We start from the raw sequence: 24,944 nt of genomic DNA, 5'->3' as shown, positions 1-24,944 counted from the left end.
ACGGCACCCACCTTTCTCTAAAAACGATTCTCCCCCATCGACGTTCGACGCGAGCCCAGAGCCCGATCAAGATTGTATGCGGCGCTGATCAGTCCGATATGGGCAAAGGCCTGGGGGAAGTTCCCCAGATGTTCTCCCGTCACCGACAATTCTTCCGCATAGAGCCCCAGGTGATTGGCATAGCTCAAGATCTTTTCAAACATCAGCCGAGCCTCTTCCAACCGGCCAGCCCTTGTCAACGCCTCCACCAGCCAAAAGGAGCAGAGCGTGAACGTCCCCTCCTCGCCCGAGAGACCATCCGGAGCCGCCTCCTCAGCACGGTAGCGAAACACCAGCACGTCGGACACCAATCGGGATTGGATCTGGTCCAACGTCGTGATCATCCGCGGGTCCGTCGGCGACAGAAAGAACACCAGGGGCATGACCAGCGCGCTCGCATCCAGCGCCGTCCCTTCATACTCTTGCACAAACGACGCGAGCTCGCGATTCCACCCGCGACTCATCACTTCCCGATAGATGCGATCCCGCACCTCCGTCCACTTGGCCCGATCTGCCGGAAATCCTCGCTTGTCCGCCAGACGAATGCCGCGATCCAACGCGACCCAGCACATGACCTTCGAATACACGAACTGTCGCGCTCCGCCCCGCACCTCCCAGATGCCTTCATCCGGCTGATCCCAGTTGGCGCAGACATATTCCAGCAACCGGGAGAGTCCGACCCAACTATCGTAACTGATGGGAGATCCGTGCTTGTTGTAGAGATAGGCCGCGTCCATCAACGCGCCATACATATCCAATTGCCGCTGGTTGGCGGCGCCATTGCCGACGCGAACCGGCTTCGACCCTCGATAGCCATCCCAATCCAGCAGGACCTCGTCAGCGGTGATGCGGCGTCCGTCGATTCCATACAGCACTTGGAGCGAGCCATCCTCATTCAGATCATGGCAACGAGCCTCAAGCCACTGCATGAATCGGCCTGCTTCCTTCGAAAATCCGAGGCGCAGTAAGGCATAGAGAGTAAAGGCCGCATCGCGAATCCAGGTGTATCGATAGTCCCAATTGCGTTCACCGCCTATGGTTTCCGGCAAACTGGTGGTCGGAGCCGCCACGATGGCCCCGCTCGGTGCATACGTGAGCAACTTGAGCGTGAGGGCCGAGCGCTGCACCATTTCACGCCATCGTCCGACATAGCAGCACTGCGCAAGCCACCCACGCCAAAACTGAACCGTGTCGTGAAAGGCCGTCTCGGCTGCGTGAGGAGAAACCATAAGATCCTCCGCACCATCGGCCTCCATGTGCTCCAGGTAAAACGACATCCGCTGACCGGCGGCCAAGGTAAATTCCGCCTCGACTCCCCCATCGACTGTCGTCAACGGCACCGGACTCACCAACCCGACCGCCATCGAGGGGGAATGAAATCGCGCACCCTGCGGATGCAAGGTGACACGATGTGCATCACGGCCGAAGTTGAACGCCGGACGACATTCCAGCCGAAAGCGGATCTCGCCTCGCACAACCGACAACATCCGGATGATCTCATGCCGCTTCGGACGGACTCCCGGCTCGTCGCATTCAACCGGCATGAAATCCGTGAGCTCTGCGACGCCATCCTTATGCAGAAAGCGGGTCAGCAACACGTTCGTTTCAGGCAGATACAACTGCTGGCGTTTCCCGTCGTCCAGAGGCGCGATACGAAACCGTCCCCCTCGTTGGTCGTCCAGCAGGGCGCCGAACAGGCTGGGTGAATCGAAGTGCGGGAAACAGCACCAATCGATCGATCCATCCTTCCCCACCAGGGCCACCGTATGGAGGTCCCCGATCACGCCGTAGTCCCCGATCGACTTATACGCCATAGGCTCCCAATCTCACTCGACAGCGTTCCCGACCAATCCCAAAATGCCCTGGAGCGGGATCGACAGCCAATCCGGTCGATTCCGCATTTCGTACCGCAATTCGTAGAGGGCCTTGTCGAGTTCGTAGACTTGAATAACCCGCAAGGCCTCTTCCCACGTGGCAGGCAGAAACACCGCCTGCCCCGGCTTGGCGACCGAACGGTAGCCATCGAGGAACGATGTGCGAGCGGCGCCTTCCCATTCCGTCATCAAACCAACCTCCGTCGCAGAGGGGGTCGCTCGCTGTTTGAGCGCGGCCTGGGCCGCATAGTTGAAAGAACGCAACATGCCGCCGACATCTTTTAACGGACAGACCTTGGTCCGCCGCTCCTCCAGTGGCCTGGCCGGCTCTCCTTCGAAATCGATGACGACAAACCCCTCGTCCGTTTTGAGGACCTGCCCAAGATGATAGTCTCCGTGATGACGAATCTTCGACGTCTTTGCTCGAGACAACAACTGGAGGTCCCCGAACCGATCGCGGCAGGCTGTTTCCAGCCCGGTCACGCCATCGCCCGTCAACCCAACCGCCGATTCTTGTTCCAGCTGAAGCGCACGCAGATCGTGACAGACGTCGGAGCAATGCTTTTTCATACCGGCCTGCCAGAGATCGACATCGTGAGGGGTAATGGATTCGGGACGAAACGCCTCCGGTTCCTGCCGGGAAGCCAACGCCACATGCAGGCCTCCTGTAATCTCGCCGAGACGTCGAAGCTGCACGAGGAACGGTCCTGAGATCGCCGCGACCGCCTTCGAGAGATTGTCGCCACTCCCCGTGACCGCCTTGCAGCCCTCATCCAGCAAGGTCTTGAGATGGGCCAGCGTATAGCTCCAGCCGTCGCCGACATTCGGCACAAATCGCTGGAGCACCGCGACCGTGGCAGGCTGCGCTTCGTCCGAGAGACCGTCGTCATACGTCACCACACCCAACAGCGCCGGCACGTCCCGACAGGTTGTCTGCGTCGTCAAGAATTCCAAGACCTCGCTGTCGGGATTGATCCCCGCATCTTGTTTTCGAATCAATTTCATGATCACTCGCCGGTCGAAGATCACCGAGGTGTTGCTCTGCTCCGCGGAGAGAACCTTCGCCTCCCGCACCGGCTTCCCCAGCTCCTCCTGTCCCTGCGGCATGGACCGGCCCATCAGGCATCCGGACAGTCCGGCCAGCTCCCGACTCTTCGCCATGCCATCATAGAGACCCTTCCAGATATCCGCATCCTGGGTCCCATCGCAGACCCATTCATGGGTGGAAGAGTCTGGCAGCTCGACGAGCGCCAGGATATCGGATTGATCAGTCCTCGGTCTGATCGTCAAGGGCATCACATAGCGCTCCTGTGCCCCGCCTCGATATTCCACACGCATCAATGCGAGCAGTCGACGGCCTGTTCCATGAGTCAGCTGCACCGCATCCACAACACGCACATCGGCCAGGGGCTTCCCCTTGCCGCCGAACCAGCGCTGACCTTGGATGAACTCAATGAGTGGGCGCCGGCCCTGTCCATCCAGCGCAGCCACGACTGACTCAACCCATCCTGATGCAGCAATCTTCGTCATCGACGCTTCCTCAAAAGAAGTAATCGAACTCCTGTTCGCGACGTGTCCAACGCCGCACGGCGTAAATCGCGGCCGGCTCGACCTGCGGATCCAGTCGAATGGAATAGGTCTCACCCTGCACCAGGTCCCGTTGATCCGTGATCAAATTGTGCAATTGGTATATTTCGTCGGGCGTGATGCCGAGTGCGGCAATCGGAATCTGCAACCGCGCCTCCTGCGCCTGAAACGGGTTCAGATTTACCGCGACGAGCACCATGTTGCGCCCGTCGACCGTGCGCTTTCCGTAAAAGAGCAGATGTTCGTTGTCAGATTCGTAAAATTCAAGATTTTCCAATTCGTGCAAGGCCGAATTTTCACGTCTGATGCGATTGACCGTCGTCACATAGTCGGTCAGGTGGCCAGGCAGGGCCCAGTCCCGCAACGTGATCTCGTATTTTTCCGAATCAAGATACTCTTCCTTCCCCGGCAACGCGCGATTTTCGCAGAGTTCGTACCCGCTATAGATGCCGTACGACGGCGACAATGTCGCCGCGAGCACCAGCCGGAATTTAAAAGCCGGTCTGCCGCCGTGCTGAAGAATGTCAGGCAGGATATCCGGCGTATTCGTGAAAAAGTTTGGACGAAAGTATTCCTTCATCTCGCTGCCGGACAATTCCCGCATGTAATCCGTCAGCTCCTGCTTGAAGTTCCGCCAGGTGAAATAGGTATAGGATTGCGTAAATCCAGCCTTGGCGAGGGCCTTCATCATCTTCGGCCTGGTGAAGGCTTCGGATAAAAAGATCACGTCCGGATGGCAGTCCTGTACCTCTCGGATCAGCCAGCCCCAAAAGGCCACCGGCTTGGTATGCGGGTTATCCACGCGGAAGATCTTCACGCCGTGGCCGGCCCAGAAGAGGATCACGCGTTTCATCTCATTCCACAGACCGCGCCAGTCCTCGCAATAAAAGTCGACGTTGTAGATGTCCTGATATTTCTTAGGCGGATTCTCTGCATACTTGATCGTGCCGTCCGGCCGATGGGCGAACCATTCCGGATGTTCTTTCACATAGGGATGGTCCGGCGAACAGTTGATCGCAAAATCCATGGCGACTTCCATGCCCTGTCCGCGGACGGCTTCCTGAAAGTGATCGAAATCCTTGATCGTGCCGAGGCTCGGCTCGACCGCATCGTGTCCACCCAATTCATTCCCGATCGCATAGGGACTGCCGGGATCGGTCGGCAGGGGCGTGAGCGAATTATTTTTCCCTTTGCGATTCGTGTGGCCGATCGGGTGGATCGGCGTGAGGTAGACGACGTCGAATCCCATGGCTTTGATGGCTGGCAGTCTCGCTTCACATTCCTTAAAGGTCGCGCTCCGGCCCGGCGTCGTGCCCTGCGACCGCGGAAAGAATTCGTACCAGGCCCCGTAGCGGGCCAGCCCGCGGTCCACGACGACTTCCAATTCACGATCGTAGAGGGTCCAGGCCCGTCGTTCCTGATGCCGCTCCACGAGCGCCTTCACGTCGGCATTCAAGGCGACATCCAATTGCGCCTCCGCCGGATCGCCGGTTCGCCAACGACTCAGCCACTCCTGCAACCGAGTCTTGTCTTCTCCTGTGGCTCGGATCGCCGTGGCCTCCACCAGCGTTCTCCCTTCGAGCAGTTCGCTCTCGATCCGTTCACCGGCTTCATGCTTTTTCGTCACTTCGATCAGCCAGGACTCGAACAGATTGACAAAGGCCCCGATCGAATAGCGATACCGCATATTCTGGGTCAGGTCGATGTGCCCCACCCATCGATCGTTGGACAGTGGCTCCATCGGCACTTCCTGCCAGACCTCTTCTTTGAGGAGACGATACCGCAGCACGCAAGCCAGGACATCGTGCCCCTCCTTGAAAATGTCGGCCGACACTTCCAGCCGGTCTCCCATCTCGCGTTTGATCGGCCAGCGGCCGCCGTCGATTTCCGGTTGCACCCGCTCGATCACGATGGCCGGCGAGATCGCCGGTTCAAATTTCGTTGTCTTACCCACCTCGCGTACACCTCCGTTGATGTGACGTGCCTTCCGCAGCTTCGATTCGAACGAACGAACGAACGCTCATGGCATCTTCCGTACCGAAGAAGGATCTTCAGCCAGCGCGTCTTTCGTGGCTTGAGCGGCGTCCTTCATCTTGACCGCCGTTCGCTTGACCGCTTCACGCGCATCGTCACGAACCTGCCCCCAGGACTCTTTGCTCTCTTTTACGATCTCATCGAGTTCCTCTCTGGCCGTGTCCACTCCTCGCTTCACGCGCCTGCGGACCGACGAGCCGGGTTCCGGCGTCGTCAACAGCGTCACCGCTGCGCCGGCCAACAGCCCGAATCCGAATGCTGCCAGGATCGTCAAGGCACCCATTGCATCAGACTCAACGTCCCGCATCTGCCGATCATCTGCTCGTCCCTGTTCCATAGATTCCTTCCTTTCGTAAGATCCCGTATGGATCCGTTCGCCGATTCGCTTTCGCGAGGGCTCTTGCTTCGCCTTCATCATGCCGACCGTGCCGAGACTTCCGAGAGCGATTCCGGCTGCCGCAGTTCCTGCCAACAGAGGCAGGGCCTCCAACGTCAGCCACCGACGCAGAAATGAGAGTGTCGGTCTGACGTCATAAGAACGAACATGGGCCTCTCCACCTAGCCACAGCATCTTCTCCCGATCATCGCCGAGCCACTGTGTCATGACATCCTTTCCAGCCAGGCCACAGGACTGCGTAAAAGAATCTCGCTCACCGGCAATACCTGGCGCTCGTCGCGTGTGATCGTACTCAGCACCGCTCCGGTAAAAATATCGTGAAAGTTCGTACCCTCCCGCACAGCCGGCACCGGCAACCACGTCTCTCCCCATACCGCTGCTCCGAGAGGAGGGACAGAGACATCCGGGATCACCCTGGTCAACAAGCGAGGGATGACGGTCACGATCGACTCCTCGCCGTGAATACGGGCAAACGCGAACAGATGCTCGCTCTTATCTCCCGATGCCTCCAGCGGGACATACTCACCTGACAGAAACAGCGCGCGGTGGTCCCGCCGATAGCGCAGCGCCTCTGCGGCAAAAAACAGCTTGATCCGACCGTCGGCGCGTTGGGCAAACAGATCCTCAATGACCGCCATACGGCCTGATGCGGTTGCCGAGGCCTTGTTCAGTTCAGCCAATAGCCTTGCTCGCTCCGCAAAATCGACCGGCTTCCGGTTATCTGGATCGACCAGGCTGAAGTCCCACAACTCCGAACCCTGGTAGAGATCTGGCACACCAGGCGCGGCGATCTTCGCGAGTACTTGCGACAAAGAGTTATAGAGACCGTATTGGGCGACGTCTTCTTGAAAGGGAAGAAAGTCGTCCAGAAAGGCATTCGACGACGAACGGTCCAACACCTTGGCAATAAACTGCTTGAGCGCCTCTTCGTACTCGCCATCCGGACTGACCCAACTGGTATGCTCCTTCGCCTCCTTGACCGCTTTATTCATGTAGACCTGGATGCGATCCACGAATCGAGCATACGCCTGTTCATTCATGGGTTCGAGTGGCCACACTCCGAGTACGGTCTGGTATAGGAGATATTCTTCGTTGCGGCCTGGCACCGATTCGTGGCCGCTGGCTGGCTTCTTGAAGCGCCGGTTCAGTTTCTGCCAGCGCATCACATGATGCTTCCAGCGCTTCGGAATCTCTGAGAGCACGTTGAGCCGTGCCCGAACGTCTTCGCTACGTTTGGTATCGTGTGTCGAGGTTGTCGAGAGCGAAGTGGACCGGTGCTCCTGCCGTGCGATCCATTGATGATGCACGAGCGAAGGCGTGATGCCGAATTGCTGGGGATTGGATCCGACTTCGTTCAGCGAAATGAACCGGTGGTAGCGATAGAACGCCGTGTCCTCAATGCCCTTGGCCGTGACGGGGCTGGTCATCTGCTGGAATTTCGTCACGAACTTCAACCGGCCTTCCCGGTCCGACTCAGTCTGGTCCGATGGTTTCAACAGGAGATCCCTCACGAAGTCGAAGACCAAGCCGCTCACGGCTGGATTCCGTCGTTTCGCCTGGGTCACCGCCTGCCACACGAATATCCGGTCCCGGTCGAGGATCCCGTCCGGGGCTCCCGTTATATAGGTGCGATACACGGGGAAACAGGCAATAATCTCCTGAATCGCGTGGGTCAAGCTATTCAGCGTGAAATCCCGCGACCGGCGGTCCCGTTCGGACAATCGATCCAATTGATGGCCCAGCACACTGAGCTCACTGGCCATGGAGGCCTGCATGATCAGCTGCTTACATCGATACGTGAGTTCGTCAAAGGGTTTGTCTCTCCCGATAAACCGGGTATAGATGGCATCGAATGCTCGTTCGTAAGTACGATCCACGAACAGCGCATTCAGCCAGCCAAGAAAATCATAGCCGGTCGTGCCGAAGACCGGCCAATTATCCGGGATTTGTTCATTGACGCCGAGAATCTTTTCGACCAGCACGTACAACGGCCTGTTGGTGGACTCGGACGTGAGTGGCAATTCTTTTCGAGCCCAATGTTGTAGTTTCTGTAAATAATCGGCCGGATCGTACAGCCCATCGACATGATCGATGCGAAGCCCCGTGACCGCGCCATCCTTGACCAATCGCAAAATGAGCTTATGCGTCTCTTCGAAGACCGCCGGGATCTCCATGCGGATTGCGGCCAACTCGTTGATATCAAAAAATCGTCGATAGTTGATTTCTTCCGCCGCAACCCGCCAGTACGCGAGCCGATACGCCTGGTCGTTCAGCATCTGATCCAGCAGGTCGAAACTTCGAGGATCCCCCTTCGTGCCATTGATCACGCGCACGTTTTCATGGAGAAATACCCGAATCGGCTCGCTGCCGGAAACCAGCGCACTCAAGCGGCGCTTGATGATTTCTTTTTCGCGATAACGTTCGGCGACCGCATCGGGAGCCCGATCCTGTCGAGACGGTAAGTGTTTCAATGCCGTGATGAGGCTCTCCAGTTCCATCACATGCGAATCGTTGACGCCCAGCTCCTGAGTCAGCGCTGGCAGCCGATGCGCCAGAATCAACGCGGACGGCTTTGGGGCGACCGGCAGGCAATGGTCGTAGTACTGCACGATAAACCGCCCATCCTGATAGACCAATTGCAGTTCTTGATTTTCCAGCACGACGCCATACTGATCTCCGAGAATCGGGAGCAGGACCTTTTCCCGCAACTCCAGCTTCAGCGGATCCCAATCGATATCGAAAAACGACGCATAGGGAGAGCTCGGCCCGTTTTCAAGCACATCCTGCCACCAGCCATTGAGCTGCTGCGTGATCCCCATGTGATTCGGAACCACATCCAAGAGCTGACCCATTCCACGCAGGTGCAACTCACTGACCATCGCGCGATAATCTTCTTCGGTCCCGATTTCAGGATTCAGGGTGGTCGGATCGACGATGTCGTAGCCATGCATGCTACCGGGCACCGCCGTGAAATAGGGCGAGCAATAGAGATCCGTAATCCCGAGATCGTGCAGGTACGGCACGATCTTCGCCACATCGCGAAACGTGAAGGTCTTGTTCAGTTGAATCCGATAGGTCGAAACGGGAATGCGAGGATGGGTGGTCTGTTGCATGCGCGCCTCTATGAAGAAACTGGTGTGCGGAAGCCACCCTTGCCGTCAGACTGGCCTCGCGGAAGAATGACCAACCCCGATTTCGTCGTCTGATACGATTTCCGGTCCTCGTCGGGCACGAATCCGATTTCTGCTGACTGTGGAATCAAGTTATAGCGATCGGCGATGACCCGGCGAAGACGCGCCTTGGAGCCGATCCTGGATCCGTCCAGGATGATACATTCATCGATTTCGGCTCCGTGCTCGATGTGGACATTCCTGCCGATGACCGAACGGCGGATCTTGGCATCGATCACCAGACTGCCTTGTCCCACCAACGAATCCTCGATCGTCGCGCGAGCGAAACTCACCGTCGGGCCGTCGAAGGTATCGGTCAGAATCGGCCATTCCTCGTTACGAAGATCAAACAATGGCGCAGAGCCCAACATGTCCATATGCGCCTGCCAATAGGCCTCCAACGTCCCGACGTCCCGCCAATAGCCTGGCTCCTCATAGGGCTTGATTCCCGGCACGAGGTTATCGCGGAAGTTGTAGGCCATCACACGATTCCTCTTGATCAAGTGAGGAATAATATCCCGGCCGAAATCATGCGATCCAGGCTTCGAGGCATCCTCCTCCAACACGTTGATGAGCAGCTCGGCGTCAAAGAGGTAATTGCCCATCGACGAATAGGCGTGCTCAGGATCCTGGACCATCGGTTTCGGATGCTTGGGCTTCTCTTCAAAACCGGTAACCCGTCCGTCACGGTCCGTTTCAATAATCCCAAATCCCGTAGCGGCATGCAGCGGTACCGGCAACGCCGCCACCGTCACCTCGGACTTCTTCGCCTGGTGGAACTGGATCATCTGGTTAATGTCCATGCGATAGATGTGGTCCGCCCCGAAGACTGCGACCAAATCCGGCGCAAAGTCCCGAATGAGATTGAGGTTGTGATAGACCGCGTCGGCCGTCCCTTCATACCACCCGCCCCCGGCCTTCATTTGCGGGGGCACGACGGTGATGAAATGCTGCTTGATCCGTCCCCCGATCCGCCAGGCTCGCCGAAGATGTTCGATCAGCGATTGCGACCGATACTGTACGAGCACATACATGGCCATGATCCCGGAATTCAAAAAGTTGCTCAGGACGAAGTCCGCGATACGGTATTTCCCGCCAAACGGCACGGCCGGCTTGCTCCGTAGCTCGGTCAACGGCATCAGCCGTGAGCCTTTTCCACCGGCCATGATAATGGCTAATACGCGCTTCCCTTGTATGACGGTCCTCATCCTCCGCTCCTTCCGATTTCTCTTGCGAGCATGTTACCGCTCGCCGCCAAGCTCTCGCCCACATCCACAGGCTGGTCCTTCAGACACATTGCCCGCCGTTACTGCGATCTAGCGAATACCCTCGGCAATACTCCTCAGATCCTTCGGGTACAAGGCGATTTCGATCCGCCGATTTTGAGCGCGCCCCTCGTCGGAGGTGTTGGCGACAACGGGTTGCGTGTCTGCATGTCCGGCCGCCGTCAAGAATTCAGGAGCCACGCCGCCTTCATCGATCAGGTAGCGAACCACGCTAGTGGCCCGCGCCGTCGACAGCTCCCAATTCGAAGCAAATCTGTCTTTCAGTCCCACTCCGATCGGCACGTTGTCGGTATGGCCTTCGATGCGAATCTGCTTGTCCGTGATCTTCTTCAAGACATCGCCGACAGTTTTCATCACCTTGAGCCCTGCCGGTTTGATCTTGGCGCTGCCGGAGTCGAAGAGAATGCGATCCACCACGTTGATCGTCAAACGATCCTGCACCTGCTTGATTTTGATATCGCCTTGGGCAATCTCGGACCGCAACGACGCTGCGAGATCCTCATAGGTTCCCGCGAGACGCTTGATCTCCGCATCCTTCGCTGCCTTTTCCTGCTCTAAGCGCTTCAGCGCTGCTTGCTGGGTCTCGAGCGAGGCGAGGGCTTCCTCCTTACTCTTTTTGAGGGAGGCAGTCGTCTCGTCGAGCTTGGCGACTTGTCCGGCGAGATTGTCTCGTTCATGCTTGAAGGCGGCAGACTCCCCGCTCATTGTTGCCAATTCAGCGGTGAGCTGATCCACTCGCTGTCTCGTATTCTTGAGCTCACCCCCTTGGGAGGCCAAGGCGGCAGCGACGGCATCGCGATCGGCGAGGGAATGTCGCAATAGGCCGATTTCCTGATTCCGTTCCGTCACCTGCTTGTCCAAATCTTTGGCCCGCATCGCCTCGGTCTCCAACTCACCGGCCCGTTTCTGCAAACGTGCAATTTCGCTTTGTGCCGTGGTCGTGCCTCCCAACAACCGTTTCTTGTCCTCCTGCAATGTAGCCACCTGAGTATGTTCGGCTTCAAGCTTGGTCGTCAGGTTGCGGATATCTCCGCGCGCCGCACTCAGGGCATCGGTCAAATCCTGCTCCTGCTTCTCCAGGACTGCCACGCGAGCCTTTGTCCCGCTCAACGCATTCTCACGGTTGGCGAGGTCCTGCCGACCTGTTTCAAGTTGACGATTTAGATCATCCGCTTTCGTCTTGAGCTGATCGCGCTCGCGACGGACTTCTCCTGACAAGTTCTGGACCTGTCGGCTCTCCTCTTGAGCCTTGATCACCTGATCCCGCAACCGGCGGCTGCTCTCCTGTTCCCGTTCAGCCACATCTCTCGCTCGGACCAACTCGGCCTGAGTCCTCGAAAGCTCCGTCTGGGCGGCCAGTAATTCATTCCCGACCAGCGCCTTGGCTTTCTCTAAATCGGCAACGCGAGCCACTTGCTCGGCCAGACTGCTCTTGTCGACCTCGGCTTGTTGAGCCGCCGCTTTCCGAGCCTTGTCGAGCTCAGCCAACGTCTGCTCATGTGTTCCGTTGGAGACACATCCGCTCAGCCCTAGGCCGAGAATGGCCACGATTCCGATGATGGCCATATGCTTGTTCATCAAGGTTGCCTCTGCTCTATATCGCTCCATCGAGTACCCCCCTTTATTATTCGGTCATTCCCGCTATTCTGTACCTTCAGCCCCGACGGCTCCGAGCCGGTTTGGATGATCCGTTACCGGTTTTCAGCAGGGCCTGGAGACTCCGTTCGAGCATGTCCACAAAGTGATCGCGCCGGTGAGTCATCGCGTCCGATCCTTCAAACAATGCGTGGTACGTCAGCAGCCCGGACGTGTATGAAGCAATGGCCGTCGCAAGATCACGAGCTTTGATAGATCCGCTGGTCCCGATGGCCGGCTTCACCAATTGTGCGAGGCGGCGAAGATGGATATCGTAGACTTCACATAACTCATGGGCGGAATCGACCCGAAGCTGCATCAGCCCACGAATCTGGTGAAGGAACAGCAAGTAGTCCGGTTGCGTCAGGAAAAAGTCGACCCTCGCCGCGATCATCGCCGATAAAATCTTTGAGTTGGAAGACGCCTGTTCAACGGCATGCTCCGTTTGTCCCAACAACTCGCTCAGCCCCTCCTCAAGCAGGGCACGGATGATCGCCTCTTTCGAATCGAAATACTTGTAGAACGTTCCTTTCCCGAGGTCGGCCATCTCCGTAATATCTTCAACCTTGCCCCAGTAAATACCTTTCTCGGAGAAGAGTTTCCGCGCAACCTCTAACAACCGTTGATTCGTTTTCGCCTTCCGTCTCGCGACCCGAGACAGAGGCGCCTCAACCTGCGTTGTTGTGCCCATGATCTCCTTTCGCCGTACCAGCTCCCCTATCGCCCGTCTTGACAGGTGGTTGTGCGACCTTCCTGATCGAGTTGAACGTGCCATGCTCATTATAGGCACGATGCAGATTCAGCGGATCTTCTTCCCAGCGCACTCCATCGACGACAAACTTATACTGATACGTACCGGGCTCTAATTGCACGCGGACCTTCCAGAGGCCCCCCGCATCGCGCTTGAGCGGCCGGACCTTCATGTCCCATCGATTGAAATCCCCCACGAGTGTCACCACGGTTGCCGAGGGATCGAAGTATTCGAACGACACCAATTGCTTGGTCGAGGGCCGTCGCGGAGAACGGGGAGACTCCACCTTTTTACGAGCAGGCTGTTTCATTCGACAATCTCCTTGTATGCAAAACGCAACTCACTGACCCAACAAATACGCCATCCCCAGAATGGCCAGCCCCCCACAAGCCGCAATCAGCACTCCCCAGACATAATGTCTGAATGGCGGGTCAGGCGGCCAGCCCAGCCGCCGGCGAAGCTGCATGTTTCGTGAACAATTCACCTAAATTTCGGCTCCTTTCATCTCGCCCTAGAGGGATCGATCGTCAGGATACCTGCGCCATTGTTCTGTACCGCCGATCCTTATGCAACCCCCAGACTCCAACGTGTCTTCACTTTTGCCATGATGATCATCGTGTTCAATAACAGGCCCGCGCCCAGGGTCTGCGCCATCTGGGCGTCAGGCTTCTCGATGAAGCGTCCTACCGTTAATACGTCTGGGATACCGTTGGATCTTCGTAACATCCGGGGTCCCCACAGGCCCTCCAAAAACGAAAGAATCAGCCTCAACAGACAAGATGGCGTGAATCAATACAGACACCTACTTTGCACATAAAAATTATCAGACCTGCCGAGGCGGCGAGCCGTGGGGTTCCGGACTGAGGAGATACTGTGTCCGATGTGGACGAAGGCGTACAGCCTGGTAGCTCACACGGCGACGAGACGTTCCCACATGCGGCGATCGCGCGTTCGCCCTTGATACGGTCCTGCCGGTGCATCGATCCGGTGTGTGAGGACCACCGGATCGACCACTTCACCGCAATTGAGACAACGCCATCCCTCGAACGTCAACCGCCCCGTATCGTCTCGAAGATCGACAAACGAATCTCGAAGCATCAAGCCATTGCAACGGTGACAACACATAGCACCCTCCTTCTTACTCGTGCCCTGGCGATCCCCATCGGATCGCCCCGTCGATTACAAATTGGCCAACCGGCGCCCTCGTTCGACCGTTTTCTCTATCGCCGTGGTTGCATCTTCCGCTATCTCTCCGGCCCGCTCCCGCACGTCATCAGCTAAGTTCGCGAGCTGACGGCGGGATCTGGCTCCAGACTGAGGGGCATACAGCAGCCCGGCCACCCCGCCGATCAAAATCCCTGCCAGCAATGAAAATCCCATTGGCACTAATACATTACGTTCATCCATCATGACTCACCTTCCTTTCGTAATTTTCACGGTATAGCTACAGTTATTGGACGTTTGGCACGCCTCACACTGTTCCTTTGATCAAGAACAAACTGGTCAAAATTGCGCACAATTTCCATCAATTCCATGTTCCTGCAGCCGGTGGCCGCAGACCGTTCCCGCAGGGTGCTGTATTTTCGAAGCAATGGACGACGACAATCGATTGACCCATCGCGTATGCTCATTATTCATCAACCAAACCCGCCCGACACGGCCCTCTCGACGAGTGACCTGCTTGATGAGTCCGCGAAGCGTATTCATGCGTCCTCCTTTGAGCCATCCGGCTTCGTCTGTCCAAGCGGCTGAGGCCAGCGACCTTGAAGGCAGACCCCAAACCCCTGCCGATTCTTGAATTGATCTCCGTCAGGACAATTCCACACGACCGTTCCCTTGGCGAGAGCCCAGTTGACCGAACCATCATTCGATGACGCGATGCGAATGGTAACGGCTGTGTCTATAGGTAGGACCTGTTTCGATTCAACGAAGAGGATCTCATCGGCAAGATGGGGAGTAACCCCTTCGTAGCAACTGCCGTCCGGCACCCAGAAGGTGACCGGAATGTGTGCTGACCCGCTCACAGGAGAAGCTGATCGATCGTGCAATCCGCTCCTTGGCTCGCCACCTGGGGCGATAACTCTGGCAGTGCTGGCATTGGACGCACTTATCAGCTCCGTCGTCCGCCCTGCGAACGTCCCCTCGCTTTCCACCCCAGCAATAGTCTGCATCTTGCAATCTCCCCTCCCGCCCGGACAGTCCCTCTTGCATCACAATCAGTCATTAGTGACCTATGAGTCACTTTATTGCCTTGCGGGCTCTGAGTCAAGTACATTCCACACGAAAAACGACTTTCCAGACGGTTTTTTACTCCCCTGCTACGCCATGAAACTATTGCCCATAGGCGTCTATGAAAGACCAGGGGCAGGCCCCAATAATGGTCGGTGCACTTCAACGTATTCCCGACCGACTTCACCTGCACAATCATCATCAGGATTGGACGATGCCTGGAGCGTTCCTCAGCACGTCTGCAAGGATTTCGAGAGTCCGGTCGCTCACTCGAGTCAGGCTGTACCGGCATATCCTAATTGCGCGAGCCGGGAAACCTCTGTAGAATGAAACGGATTCCCGCCGCGCTCAGAGCCGAAACGCAGGGATGCAACATGCGACTAAAGACTACATGTTCAACGTCTCTATAGCCGCACTTCGACCCGCTCTTGCTGCGACGGCACTCCTCAGCTGCCTGGCAGTTGTCGACGCCACGGCAACTGAGGCTCCTGCTCCTCTCGAACCCCTTTCACAAAATACGAACCAACGGGTCCAAGGAACCACCCCTGCCTTGGCAGGAGAGTTAGCGCCGGTGGAGGCGGCTTCGCACCACAATCTTGCCGTCGCGCTCTATGCAAAGGGCGAACAGACTGCTGCGATCCTGGAGTACAAAGAGGCCCTTCGGCGCCACCCCGACTTTGCCGAAGCTCATCATGGGCTCGGATTGGCGCTTGCCTCACAAGATGATGTCGAGGCGGCGATGGTGGAATATCGCGCGACCCTTGCTCTTCAGCCGGACCATGCCATGGCGCACGGCAGTCTCGGGAGGGCGCTCGACGCCACCGACGACCCCGACGGCGCCATTCGAGAATATCGCGAGGCGATCCGCCTGGAGCCTGATCTTTGGATGGTGCAGAACAACCTGGGCGTCGCCCTAAAGAACAAGGGCGACTCTGACGGAGCGATCGCCGCCTACCAAGAGGCTATTCGTCTCAAACCAAACAATCCGGTGCCACATAATAATCTGGGCATCTCCCTGCAGGCGAAAGGCGATCTGGATGGTTCGATCACCGCCTACCGAACCGCATTGCGTCTCCAATCCGGTCCACTGGCAGCCAGGTATGGACTCAACCTCGGCAATGCGCTCATGGCAAAGGGAGACGCAACCGCGGCCATCGCGCTGTATCACATGACGATCCGACTCCAACCGGACCATGCAGAAGCGCATCTGCGACTTGCGATCGCATTGCAGGCCAAGGATGATCTGCCAGGCGCCATCGTGTCGTACCAGGAGACGCTTCGCCTGAAGCCCGATGACGCGATCGTTTATGCCAATCTGGGGATCGCGCTGCAGCAATCAGGTGACCTGGATGGGGCCATTGGCGCATACCGCCGAGCCATCCAGCTGCAAGCGGATCTGGCTGCCGTTCATTACAATTTAGGCAATTCGAGCGTCGTCGCGGGGAGACGGCAGGAGGCCGAGCAGGCCTTCCAGGAATTTCTGCGGTTGACACCGGAAACTCCGGACAATCGCGGCGAGATCGCACGGGCTCGAGCGAGGCTTAACGATCTGTCGCGGTGAGGCTCGAACATGGTATAACCTGCGCGGCGCGCACGTGTTCACGACATATCTTTTCCGAACGAACGAACGAGCGAGCGGACTGAGTCACACCGGCCGATATCAACGAAGCACGGAAATGAGGGTTATGCAGGACGCGTTGAGACCAGGAATACCAAGACAGGGGTTGCTTGGTGGATTGATCATCAGCCTGCTCCTGCTTTCCGGCTGTCTGTCACCGCTCGCCATGCACCAAGCGGTGTTGGAATACGACAGAACGGTGAGCCGTGTAGAGGCGGAAATGTTGCTGTTGAACGTTGCTCGAACGCGTCATTTCCATCCCACGCATTTCACGGCACTCTCCAGCGTGGCCGCGACGTTCGAATTCCAGACGCATGTCGGTCTTGCTCCGGCAGGATCCAGTACCACGGCTCTGGTCGCCCCTATCTTTGGCGCGACCGCGGCCGAAAAACCCACCATGACCATCATCCCGATTCAAGGCGAGGAGTTTACCTCCCGTATCCTGACTCCGTTTGATGAGAACAAAGTCGCCTTTCTCTTTCAGCAACGACTCGAACCTGCCCTTATTCTCAGACTCATGAGCAGGGAACTGGTATTGAGCGGATATGGCGAGTCGGTGATACTCCAGAACGATCCGAGCCATCTGAAGGAGTATCCCGAGTTCCGACGGCGGGCGCTTCACCTCTCATCCATCTATAAGTCACGAGACCTCTTTGTGGGACCGGTCGTGTACGAAGAAACCTTTCCGTTCGGCCTCACGCGTGGACTCTCGACAGAGGAGACGGTGGAGAGCTTGGACAAAATCCTCCGGGCGTTGGAAAAAGGCTACCACTGGATTCAAAACCCGAAAGGCGAGGTCGCCCTGAGCCGTCGTGTTATTGGCCGGATCGTCATCACCAATTACAATCCCGCATTGCTCACCAATCAGGAACGCCAACAATTGGCATTGGAAGCCGAGCAGGCTCCCCGTAATGCGATCCTTGTCGACATCCAACCGGGCCATCCCGGCGGCGACTATCCCATGCGCGGCATGTTCATCTTTCGAAGCTTTCACTCGATTCTGCAGTTTTTGGCCGATGGGATCACTGCGAATCCCGAGTACCATGTCGAGAAGGACGTGCGAACTGGTGCGATCGGTCGGAATCCACCCTGGACTATCTCGATTGAAGAGTCGGACAGCCAGCCACCCGAAGCCGCTTTTGCTGTGGGGTATGAGGACCGCTGGTACTCGATCAGGAAGGCGCCCAGGGCCACCGGAACGATACAACCCTGGAATCAAGTGGCCTTTCGGGTTCTCAGCCAGCTGTACCAGATGACCGTCACCCAGGTCTCCAATGTACCGACGCCGTCAATTACCATCGCCAAATGAACAAGGGCATTCCAGCCCCGACGAGATGCATCGGCATCGACCATGAAAGTACAACGCCTATGCAATCAGGGATCACTTCAAAAACTCTGCTGCTCCTACTCGCACTGACGGTTGTGCGAATGGGAGGACCTGCTCCGGCCCTGTCTCAAGACCGATCGACGCATCAGACGCCCGCCTCAGCCATTTCGTCGATGAAGGTCGAAGGCGAATTGATCAGAGTGGAAGGCCGATACTACGTCATAAAAAACACCCAGGGGAAGGAAATGTATCTCCTGGTCGGCCCGGACACCGAACTCGCCGGGCCCTTCAAGCCTGGAGACCGCATTGACGTCTGGACGTCACCGATTGAGCATGCCATCGCGATTCGATCCACTTCTCTTGTGCAGGAGTCGGACCGGATAGAAGATCGGATAGAAATGGCCACCCATAGCTTCAAGGGAAAACTGATCGGCATCGAAGGCAAGTACTATGTCGTGGTCGGAGCTGATGGGAAGGAGATCCGCCTCCTGGTCAATCAGAACACGGAATTGGCAGGCGAATTCAGGCCGGGAGATCAGATCGAGGTCTTCACATCACCCGTGGAACATGCCGTGGCGATCAAGTCTGCCAAATAGCCTGCACCCTACTCTGGCCATCCCAAACCCACGGGAACCGCACCGACTTTGAAATCTTGTTCAGTCCCTGAGGCCGACTCGTTGCTGGTCATAAGCCCAGCCAACTTCGGCCCCGACGATGAAGACCACGGACGCATAATAGAGCCAGGCGAACAGAAACATCAGTCCTCCGAGCGCTCCGTAGAGATCGAGATTATCCTGTGAGGCGGCCACGTACCAGGCAAAGCCCCACTTGGCGCATTGGAAGAGGACGGTCCCTGTCACGGAGGCGATCACCAACGCCCGAGCAGTCAGCGTGGCGACAGGTGGAAACCGGTAGAGAACGTAGAACAACAGGCCCGTGGCGCCCACACTCATCACCTTGCTCAGCGCAACCAATCCAGGCTGCAGAAGGCCGCTCCATGAGGGATACCGCTCGGTGAATGCCCCGACTACCGTCAGAAACCAAGTCGTCCCGACGGCAAGAAGGACAAGCAGTGCGGTGAGACCCATCATGAGCAGATCGACCCCCATCCCTCTGACAAGCGTGCGCACCTGTTTCACCTGAAATACCTGGTTCAGCACAGTTCGGACTGAGCCGAAGAGAAAGGTACTGAAGATGAAGAAGGAGGTAAACCCGAAGAACCCAAGGAGCCCACGATTGGCGACGATCGCCGATAGATTCTCAGCCAAGGCTTGCTGTGAGCGTGGCAGGAAGGCCTTCAGCACAGACTGCACTTCATTCATCGCCCGCTCGGAATCCAGCACCGTATACCCGAGCAGCGAGATCATCAAGAATGCCAAGGGAATGAAGTAGAGCAGGAGATTGAAGGCCAACGCACTGGCGAGGAACAATCCGCCGTCCGCAAAGAACTTGCGCAGGCCCCTTCCAGCGAGGAGTCGCAACGAGACGAGTTTTTCCGCCACGCTCACCTTCACCAGTCCCATCATCTTCAGATCACCGAGGCGCGTTCGACCGCTCTCATCCGTCATTCCCGCAATAGATACACTGCCTAACCTTCAGCAGGGTCTATGGCTGCAGCGGTCGTTTTCTATGCTCGGCGTATAAGAAATCCCGGGCCTGAAGCTCGTCCGGCGCGGCTTCGCCGCCATACCGCCTACTACGCCTCGGAGAGTTTCGGATCAGCAGGAGGATCAGTCCTGCGAATCTTTTGATCATGCAGGCGCCCGAGGATACTCTCGATCATTCTGGTCAACTTTTCTGCAGCACCGTCGACAGCCTGATTCACGGTGGCGCCCTGGTGAGTAGCTGCAATGGGCTGACGGCCTTCGAGGCGGGCCTCCATCACGCAACGTATGTCGTCCACGCCGGATTTTTTGTTGCTGTTTTCATCACTCACGTGAACTTCCACGCGCGTGATGTGATCACGGCAGAGGGTCAGCGCCTTCTCGACGGCACCGTTCACATAGGTCGTCAGCCCTTCACCGCCTTTGATGTTGTGGCCAGAATTGACTTGGATCTGCATGGTGCTCTCCTTATAAATAAGATCGCGCTGCCTCCAGGATTGATACCGGAGTGCTCCAAAATCATCGGGCATTAGCGCGGCAGCGCACACAATTACATTGAGACACATCACAACGGCACATCGCACAGTATACACAACTCACCGTCACAAGATAGGCCTGCGCTGGCCGTGACGCGGTCAATCACGACTTCGGTATCCTCGACGAACCTCCTTGCTGGCGAAGAAAGGACGGGACCTCCCTCCTCAGGAAATGGTCGCAGGGTCATGAATCAAGAGCATCCCCCAGTAATCGAGTCTATAACCGCTTATCCATAAGTATGCTCGGTATATTTGTAGGCTTCTCGCTAATTAGAAACTGGTCTAAATTGCACAGCATGACCACAATCAGTCACCTGGAAGAACGGCCTGTTGATACGACCGGTCTTCGCCCATCCGCCGCTGCACAGGTGAGGCGCCTTCGTCTGAGGAGGCTCCGCGCCGAGACTGGCCTACGGTCATTTTATTTCTCACCCGCCCCTTACTTAACTTGTCCGGCACGATTAGGATAGAGATTAATGGAAGCAGTGAAGGGAGAACACGACCATGGTCACGATTAAACAGATCGAACGTCTCGTCAACGCCGAATATGTGAACCCGTATGAATTGCTCGGGCCCCATCAGGCTTCCATTGAGGGTGCCCGCGCCTACTCGGTCCGGGCCTTCGCCCCGGATGCACAGGAGGCACGAGTCATCCTGGATGTCCCCGGCAGTCATCCCGTTCAGATGCACCGGATCCATGACGCAGGACTGTTCGAAGCTATCTTGCCTAAGCCGAATGGACCATCACGGTATCGCCTTCAGGTCACGGATTCCGAGGGCATCGTCACCGAGCGCCACGACCCCTATGCCTTTGCGCCGTTAATCAGCGATCACGACCTGCACCTCTTTTCAGAGGGGAAACTGTTCAAGGCCTATGACACACTGGGATCCCATCTCAGAACTATCAACGGAGTCAGCGGTGTCCACTTCGTCGTCTGGGCGCCCAACGCGGCACGTGTCAGCGTCGTCGGCGGATTCAATCGTTGGGATGGACGGTGCCATCCGATGGAGCGCCGTGGCGCGACCGGCCTCTGGGAATTATTCGTCCCGGATATCCCTGAGGGCACGCTGTATAAATATGAAATCCGTTCCCAGCAGACCGATGCGCCCTTCACGAAAGCAGACCCCTATGCCTTCGCCGGAGAGTTACGTCCCCGAACCGCGTCCACCGTCCGAGACCTTTCGACCTATCAATGGAAGGACCAGGACTGGATGGAAGCTCGCTCACGCATCAATCCCTTGACTGCGCCGATATCGATATACGAAGTCCACCTCGGTTCGTGGATGCGGGCGCCTGAAGAAGGCGGTCGGTGGCTGACCTATCGTGAACTGGCCGACAAGCTCCTCCATTATGTGAAGGACATGGGCTACACCCATCTCGAGCTGATGCCGATTACCGAACATCCGTTCGACGGATCCTGGGGCTACCAGGCCACCGGCTACTTTGCGGCTACCTGTCGATTCGGCCCGTTGGAGGACTTCATGGCCTTCGTGGATGCCGCCCATCAAGCCGGGATCAGCGTCATCATGGACTGGGCGCCGGCCCATTTTCCTGACGATCCCCATGGGTTGGCCTGGTTCGACGGGACGAACCTCTACGACCATGAGGACCCGCGGCTGGGCTATCACCCCGAGTGGAAGAGCCGAATCTTCAACTACGGGCGCGTGGAGGTGAAAAACTTCCTCGTGAACAGCGCCCTCTTCTGGTTGGACAAGTATCATATCGACGGACTGCGCGTGGATGCGGTGGCCTCGATGCTCTATCTCGACTACGGGAGAAAATCCGGCGAGTGGATACCCAATCAGTTCGGCGGAAATGAAAACCTGGCGGCGGTCACCTTCATCAAGGAACTCAATGTCCTGGTCCATCAGGAACATCCTGGCGCAGTCACCCTCGCCGAAGAGTCCACGTCGTGGCCTGGCGTGTCCAAGCCGACCTACACAGGCGGATTGGGTTTCACCTTCAAGTGGAACATGGGATGGATGCACGACACCCTGGATTACTTCAAGACCGATCCCGTTCATCGTAAACACCACCAGAACCAGATCACCTTCGGGTTAGTCTATGCCTTTCACGAAAACTTCGTACTCGTCCTCTCTCATGACGAAGTGGTGCATGGCAAGAAGGCCCTACTCGACAAGATGCCGGGTGACCCATGGCAGCAATTTGCGAATCTACGCGCCTTGTACGGGTACATGTACGGCCACCCGGGCAAAAAGATGCTCTTTATGGGCGGCGAGTTTGGCCAATGGTGGGAATGGAACCATGACGACAGTCTACAGTGGCATCTCTGCCAGAACGAGCCGCATCTCGGCCTGCAACGCTATGTCCGAGATCTGAACTGGCTCTATCGAAACGAACCGGCACTCTATGAGGTAGATTTCGATTGGACCGGCTTTCAATGGATCGACTTCAGCGACAATGAAAATTCGGTCATCGCGTTTTTGCGAAAAGCCCAAGACCAGACTCAAGCGATCGTCTGCGTCTGTAATTTCACGCCGGTTCCACGGTATGACTACAGAATCGGCGTTCCGACACTCGGTCGATACCGCGAGCTCCTGAACAGTGATGCTGCCGCCTACGGCGGCAGTAACCAGGGAAACGGCGGAGGGGTGATGGCGGAGCCCATGGCATGCCATGGATTTGCCAACTCGATTTCGTTGACCCTACCCCCGCTATCGGTGGTCTATCTCAAAGCAGACCAGACGGGGTAGCACCGGTCACTCGCCTCCCCGGTTGGGCATAGTCGTGGTACAGTCCGACTGGATGACGTGTGGATGCCAGCGTAACGCCAAGTCGATGATGCGCTGCAACAACGGGGCATACGGCAGACCTGCCAGTCTGGCAGACTCGGCGAAGTCTTCACCTTGCGCGATCTGCGGGTTCGGATTCGCCTCCAGCACATAGATGCCCCCGGCCTGATCCAGCCGGAAATCGATTCTCGCATAGCCACTGAGACCCAGTGCGCGATAGACCCGCCGCGCAAGATCTTGAATGCTCTTGGCCATTCCTTCAGGGAGGTCCTTGGCCTCGCCGGACGTGATGCCATATTTACTCTGATATTTTCGGCTCCATTTGACGCGTCCGGTCGCGATCCGTTTGGCCTCGGCCGGCAGCTTGCTCAAATCCAGCTCCCAGACAGGCAGGACTTGCAGGCGGTGATGGCCGAGAATTCCACAGTACATCTCACGGCCATCGATATACCGTTCGATTAACGCACCGGTGCCGACGCTCTGGTGGATGAAGGCAACCCGCTCCTGCAGCTTGACGTCGTCGTCGACGATCGAGGCTTGCGAGATCCCCAACGAGGCTTCTTCCGACACCGATTTCACGAACAGCGGGAAGGGCAGCTCCTTGGGCCGCTTCACGGAACGTCCCACCGGGACCGTGATAAATTCAGGAATGGCGATCCGATGATAATGCAGGATCTTCTTCGCCAACGCCTTATCGCGCGCCAGCATCAAGCCGCGGGGATTACAGCCGGTGTAGGGCACCCCCAATAACTCGAGAAACGACACCACGTTTTGATCATAGATCGCCACGCCGCTGAACTCCTCCAACAGGTTGAAGGCGATATGCGGTTTCCAGTCGTCGACGGCCGTCCGAATCACCAGTAGATCGTCGCGCACGCCGACCACAAGCACGTCATGTCCCAACTCACGGAGCCCTGCCACGACATCGTATTCCGTCTTCCAGACCGCCGCCGCGAGATCGACGCCTTCCACCGAATCAGGCGGGACCAGGTCGGCATGCACCAGCACCATGACGCGGCGTTTCCGCTTCATAGCGCCACCCGATGCCGTCCGCTGTGGAGATAATTCATCGTCTGCAACGTCAACAGCACCGTAAATTCCAACCTCACCTGATCTTCCGGTCCCGCCACATGGAGATCGAGTTCCCGGCAGCGCCGCATCATGTCTTCCAGGAGTCGATCGATCGTGTATTGATATTCGCCGGTCCACTTCGCCACGTGTCGCCGGATCTGCTTGCGCAAACGATTAATAAAACTCGCGGCAGTGGGATGCGTTTTAAAAGCGGCCTGGTCGGAAAAGAGGCGGCGGAGATCACGATCGTAGAATGTCGGATGGTCGACGCCGAAATGCTTGCGCTTCTCGTCATAATGCGCCTTCAGTGTTTTGCGGAGGCGGGAGATCGGATCGACCTGCTCTTTCGTATTCACCGCTGGACGAGCGCCGACCAGACTCTGCATCAAGGTGTCCACGTATTCGAGCTTCTTCAGCGCAGGCCAATCCACATAGCGTTGCTGCCATTGGGATTGCGGAGTCAGCCAGACGGCGAAAGTTTCGGCAAAATCCTCGTCGGGATGGCTTTGCGCGTACCACATGTCAAGGTGCAGCACGTAGCTCTTGCTGTAGGCTCTCGGCGTGTAATACTTCGGGTAGGGCTGGGTCGATCGGCCGAAGACCGCCTGACGATCCCGTCGACGACGCAGGCGATAGGCATTCTCCAGGGCATGGCCGGCTTCATGCCGGAGAATTCGCATGCAGGACTCCGATGTCCCTCCTTCAACTTCCAACATCTGAGCCAGTTCCAGCCGGGCTAGACGTGGATGGGCCAGATAAAACGGCACGGCGATGCCGGGCACTCCATCCGGGGAAAACCATTCGTTCGACAGCCAGAAGTGGGGACGAAAGAGCAGGCCGCGCGCCGCCAATTCATCGTTCAGTTGGCGAATCGGCCCTTCGATCTGACTCCCCTTGACCGTCAGATGGAGATCGCAGAGCCGTAGCTCAAGAAGCTTGTCATCCGGCCAATCGGCCCATTCCGGCTGAAGGGACGGGGGCTGCCCGCTTGTGCTGTCGACCGGTTCTTCGAGATCCATGCCCGCTCCTATC

The 24,944-nt window shown here is 57.3% G+C and carries 23 protein-coding genes; 4 read left to right on the top strand and 19 right to left on the bottom strand.

Features of this window, described 5'->3' with window-relative positions; translation table 11 throughout:
- Positions 1–17 precede the first annotated feature (17 nt).
- The 15 genes from Q8N00_01610 to Q8N00_01540 form a co-directional block, all read right to left on the bottom strand.
- Positions 18–1,853 carry a glycoside hydrolase family 15 protein gene (locus Q8N00_01610; GenBank protein MDP2381479.1) on the bottom strand — a complete coding sequence of 612 codons (1,836 nt, stop codon included), beginning with the start codon at positions 1,851–1,853 and terminating at the stop codon, positions 18–20.
- A gap of 12 nt (positions 1,854–1,865) precedes the next feature.
- Positions 1,866–3,443: a hypothetical protein gene (locus Q8N00_01605; protein MDP2381478.1), complete on the bottom strand. Its 1,578-nt coding sequence runs from the start codon at positions 3,441–3,443 to the stop codon at positions 1,866–1,868.
- Positions 3,444–3,453: 10 nt separating this feature from the next.
- Positions 3,454–5,454, bottom strand: a complete 2,001-nt coding sequence (locus tag Q8N00_01600; protein MDP2381477.1) for an alpha-1,4-glucan--maltose-1-phosphate maltosyltransferase — start codon at positions 5,452–5,454, stop codon at positions 3,454–3,456.
- A gap of 66 nt (positions 5,455–5,520) precedes the next feature.
- The gene (locus Q8N00_01595; protein ID MDP2381476.1) at positions 5,521–6,138 is read right to left on the bottom strand and encodes a YtxH domain-containing protein; all 618 of its coding nucleotides are present in this window, start codon (positions 6,136–6,138) and stop codon (positions 5,521–5,523) included.
- Positions 6,135–9,044, bottom strand: coding sequence for a malto-oligosyltrehalose synthase (treY, locus tag Q8N00_01590; protein ID MDP2381475.1), 2,910 nt, complete (start codon positions 9,042–9,044; stop codon positions 6,135–6,137). The genes Q8N00_01595 and treY overlap by 4 nt, the downstream gene beginning before the upstream one ends.
- Before the next feature lie 8 nt (positions 9,045–9,052).
- The gene (gene glgC, locus Q8N00_01585; protein ID MDP2381474.1) at positions 9,053–10,309 is read right to left on the bottom strand and encodes a glucose-1-phosphate adenylyltransferase; all 1,257 of its coding nucleotides are present in this window, start codon (positions 10,307–10,309) and stop codon (positions 9,053–9,055) included.
- Positions 10,310–10,417: 108 nt separating this feature from the next.
- Positions 10,418–11,995, bottom strand: a complete 1,578-nt coding sequence (locus Q8N00_01580; protein ID MDP2381473.1) for an OmpA family protein — start codon at positions 11,993–11,995, stop codon at positions 10,418–10,420.
- Between the two features lie 46 nt (positions 11,996–12,041).
- Positions 12,042–12,713 (bottom strand): TetR/AcrR family transcriptional regulator, encoded by a 672-nt coding sequence (locus Q8N00_01575; GenBank protein MDP2381472.1) that lies wholly within the window; start codon positions 12,711–12,713, stop codon positions 12,042–12,044.
- A complete protein-coding gene (locus Q8N00_01570; protein MDP2381471.1) occupies positions 12,691–13,083 on the bottom strand; it encodes an isoamylase early set domain-containing protein in 393 nt (130 codons plus the stop codon). Before Q8N00_01570 ends, Q8N00_01575 begins: the two co-directional genes overlap by 23 nt.
- A 30-nt stretch (positions 13,084–13,113) precedes the next feature.
- On the bottom strand, positions 13,114–13,257 hold the full coding sequence (locus tag Q8N00_01565; protein ID MDP2381470.1) for a hypothetical protein: 144 nt from the start codon (positions 13,255–13,257) through the stop codon (positions 13,114–13,116).
- Positions 13,258–13,337: 80 nt separating this feature from the next.
- Positions 13,338–13,499: a hypothetical protein gene (locus tag Q8N00_01560; protein MDP2381469.1), complete on the bottom strand. Its 162-nt coding sequence runs from the start codon at positions 13,497–13,499 to the stop codon at positions 13,338–13,340.
- Between the two features lie 183 nt (positions 13,500–13,682).
- A complete protein-coding gene (locus tag Q8N00_01555) occupies positions 13,683–13,898 on the bottom strand; it encodes a hypothetical protein (GenBank protein MDP2381468.1) in 216 nt (71 codons plus the stop codon).
- A gap of 54 nt (positions 13,899–13,952) precedes the next feature.
- The gene (locus Q8N00_01550) at positions 13,953–14,183 is read right to left on the bottom strand and encodes a YtxH domain-containing protein (protein MDP2381467.1); all 231 of its coding nucleotides are present in this window, start codon (positions 14,181–14,183) and stop codon (positions 13,953–13,955) included.
- A gap of 93 nt (positions 14,184–14,276) precedes the next feature.
- On the bottom strand, positions 14,277–14,480 hold the full coding sequence (locus Q8N00_01545; protein MDP2381466.1) for a hypothetical protein: 204 nt from the start codon (positions 14,478–14,480) through the stop codon (positions 14,277–14,279).
- Complete coding sequence (locus tag Q8N00_01540; GenBank protein ID MDP2381465.1) at positions 14,477–14,944, bottom strand: hypothetical protein; 468 nt, start codon at positions 14,942–14,944, stop codon at positions 14,477–14,479. Before Q8N00_01540 ends, Q8N00_01545 begins: the two co-directional genes overlap by 4 nt.
- A gap of 608 nt (positions 14,945–15,552) precedes the next feature.
- On the opposite strand from Q8N00_01540, the gene Q8N00_01535 reads away from it, so the two are divergent.
- The 3 genes from Q8N00_01535 to Q8N00_01525 all read left to right on the top strand — a co-directional run bounded on the left by Q8N00_01535 (position 15,553) and on the right by Q8N00_01525 (position 18,543).
- Complete coding sequence (locus Q8N00_01535) at positions 15,553–16,563, top strand: tetratricopeptide repeat protein (GenBank protein MDP2381464.1); 1,011 nt, start codon at positions 15,553–15,555, stop codon at positions 16,561–16,563.
- A gap of 124 nt (positions 16,564–16,687) precedes the next feature.
- On the top strand, positions 16,688–17,929 hold the full coding sequence (locus Q8N00_01530) for a hypothetical protein (protein ID MDP2381463.1): 1,242 nt from the start codon (positions 16,688–16,690) through the stop codon (positions 17,927–17,929).
- Between the two features lie 59 nt (positions 17,930–17,988).
- The gene (locus tag Q8N00_01525; GenBank protein MDP2381462.1) at positions 17,989–18,543 is read left to right on the top strand and encodes a hypothetical protein; all 555 of its coding nucleotides are present in this window, start codon (positions 17,989–17,991) and stop codon (positions 18,541–18,543) included.
- Between the two features lie 60 nt (positions 18,544–18,603).
- Here Q8N00_01525 and Q8N00_01520 read toward each other — a convergent pair whose 3' ends face one another.
- Complete coding sequence (locus Q8N00_01520) at positions 18,604–19,515, bottom strand: YihY/virulence factor BrkB family protein (protein MDP2381461.1); 912 nt, start codon at positions 19,513–19,515, stop codon at positions 18,604–18,606.
- A gap of 128 nt (positions 19,516–19,643) precedes the next feature.
- Positions 19,644–20,009: an HPF/RaiA family ribosome-associated protein gene (locus Q8N00_01515; GenBank protein ID MDP2381460.1), complete on the bottom strand. Its 366-nt coding sequence runs from the start codon at positions 20,007–20,009 to the stop codon at positions 19,644–19,646.
- Between the two features lie 582 nt (positions 20,010–20,591).
- Here Q8N00_01515 and glgB point away from each other — a divergent pair.
- Positions 20,592–22,802, top strand: a complete 2,211-nt coding sequence (gene glgB, locus Q8N00_01510) for a 1,4-alpha-glucan branching protein GlgB (GenBank protein ID MDP2381459.1) — start codon at positions 20,592–20,594, stop codon at positions 22,800–22,802.
- Positions 22,803–22,808: 6 nt separating this feature from the next.
- Here the strand turns inward: glgB and Q8N00_01505 are convergent, their stop codons facing one another.
- On the bottom strand, positions 22,809–23,873 hold the full coding sequence (locus tag Q8N00_01505) for a D-alanine--D-alanine ligase (GenBank protein MDP2381458.1): 1,065 nt from the start codon (positions 23,871–23,873) through the stop codon (positions 22,809–22,811).
- A complete protein-coding gene (locus Q8N00_01500; GenBank protein MDP2381457.1) occupies positions 23,870–24,931 on the bottom strand; it encodes a hypothetical protein in 1,062 nt (353 codons plus the stop codon). Before Q8N00_01500 ends, Q8N00_01505 begins: the two co-directional genes overlap by 4 nt.
- Between the last annotated feature and the right edge of the window lie 13 nt (positions 24,932–24,944).

The organism is Nitrospirota bacterium (assembly GCA_030684575.1).
Lineage (GTDB): Bacteria > Nitrospirota > Nitrospiria > Nitrospirales > Nitrospiraceae > Palsa-1315.
This window is presented reverse-complemented; position numbering and strand designations above follow the sequence as displayed.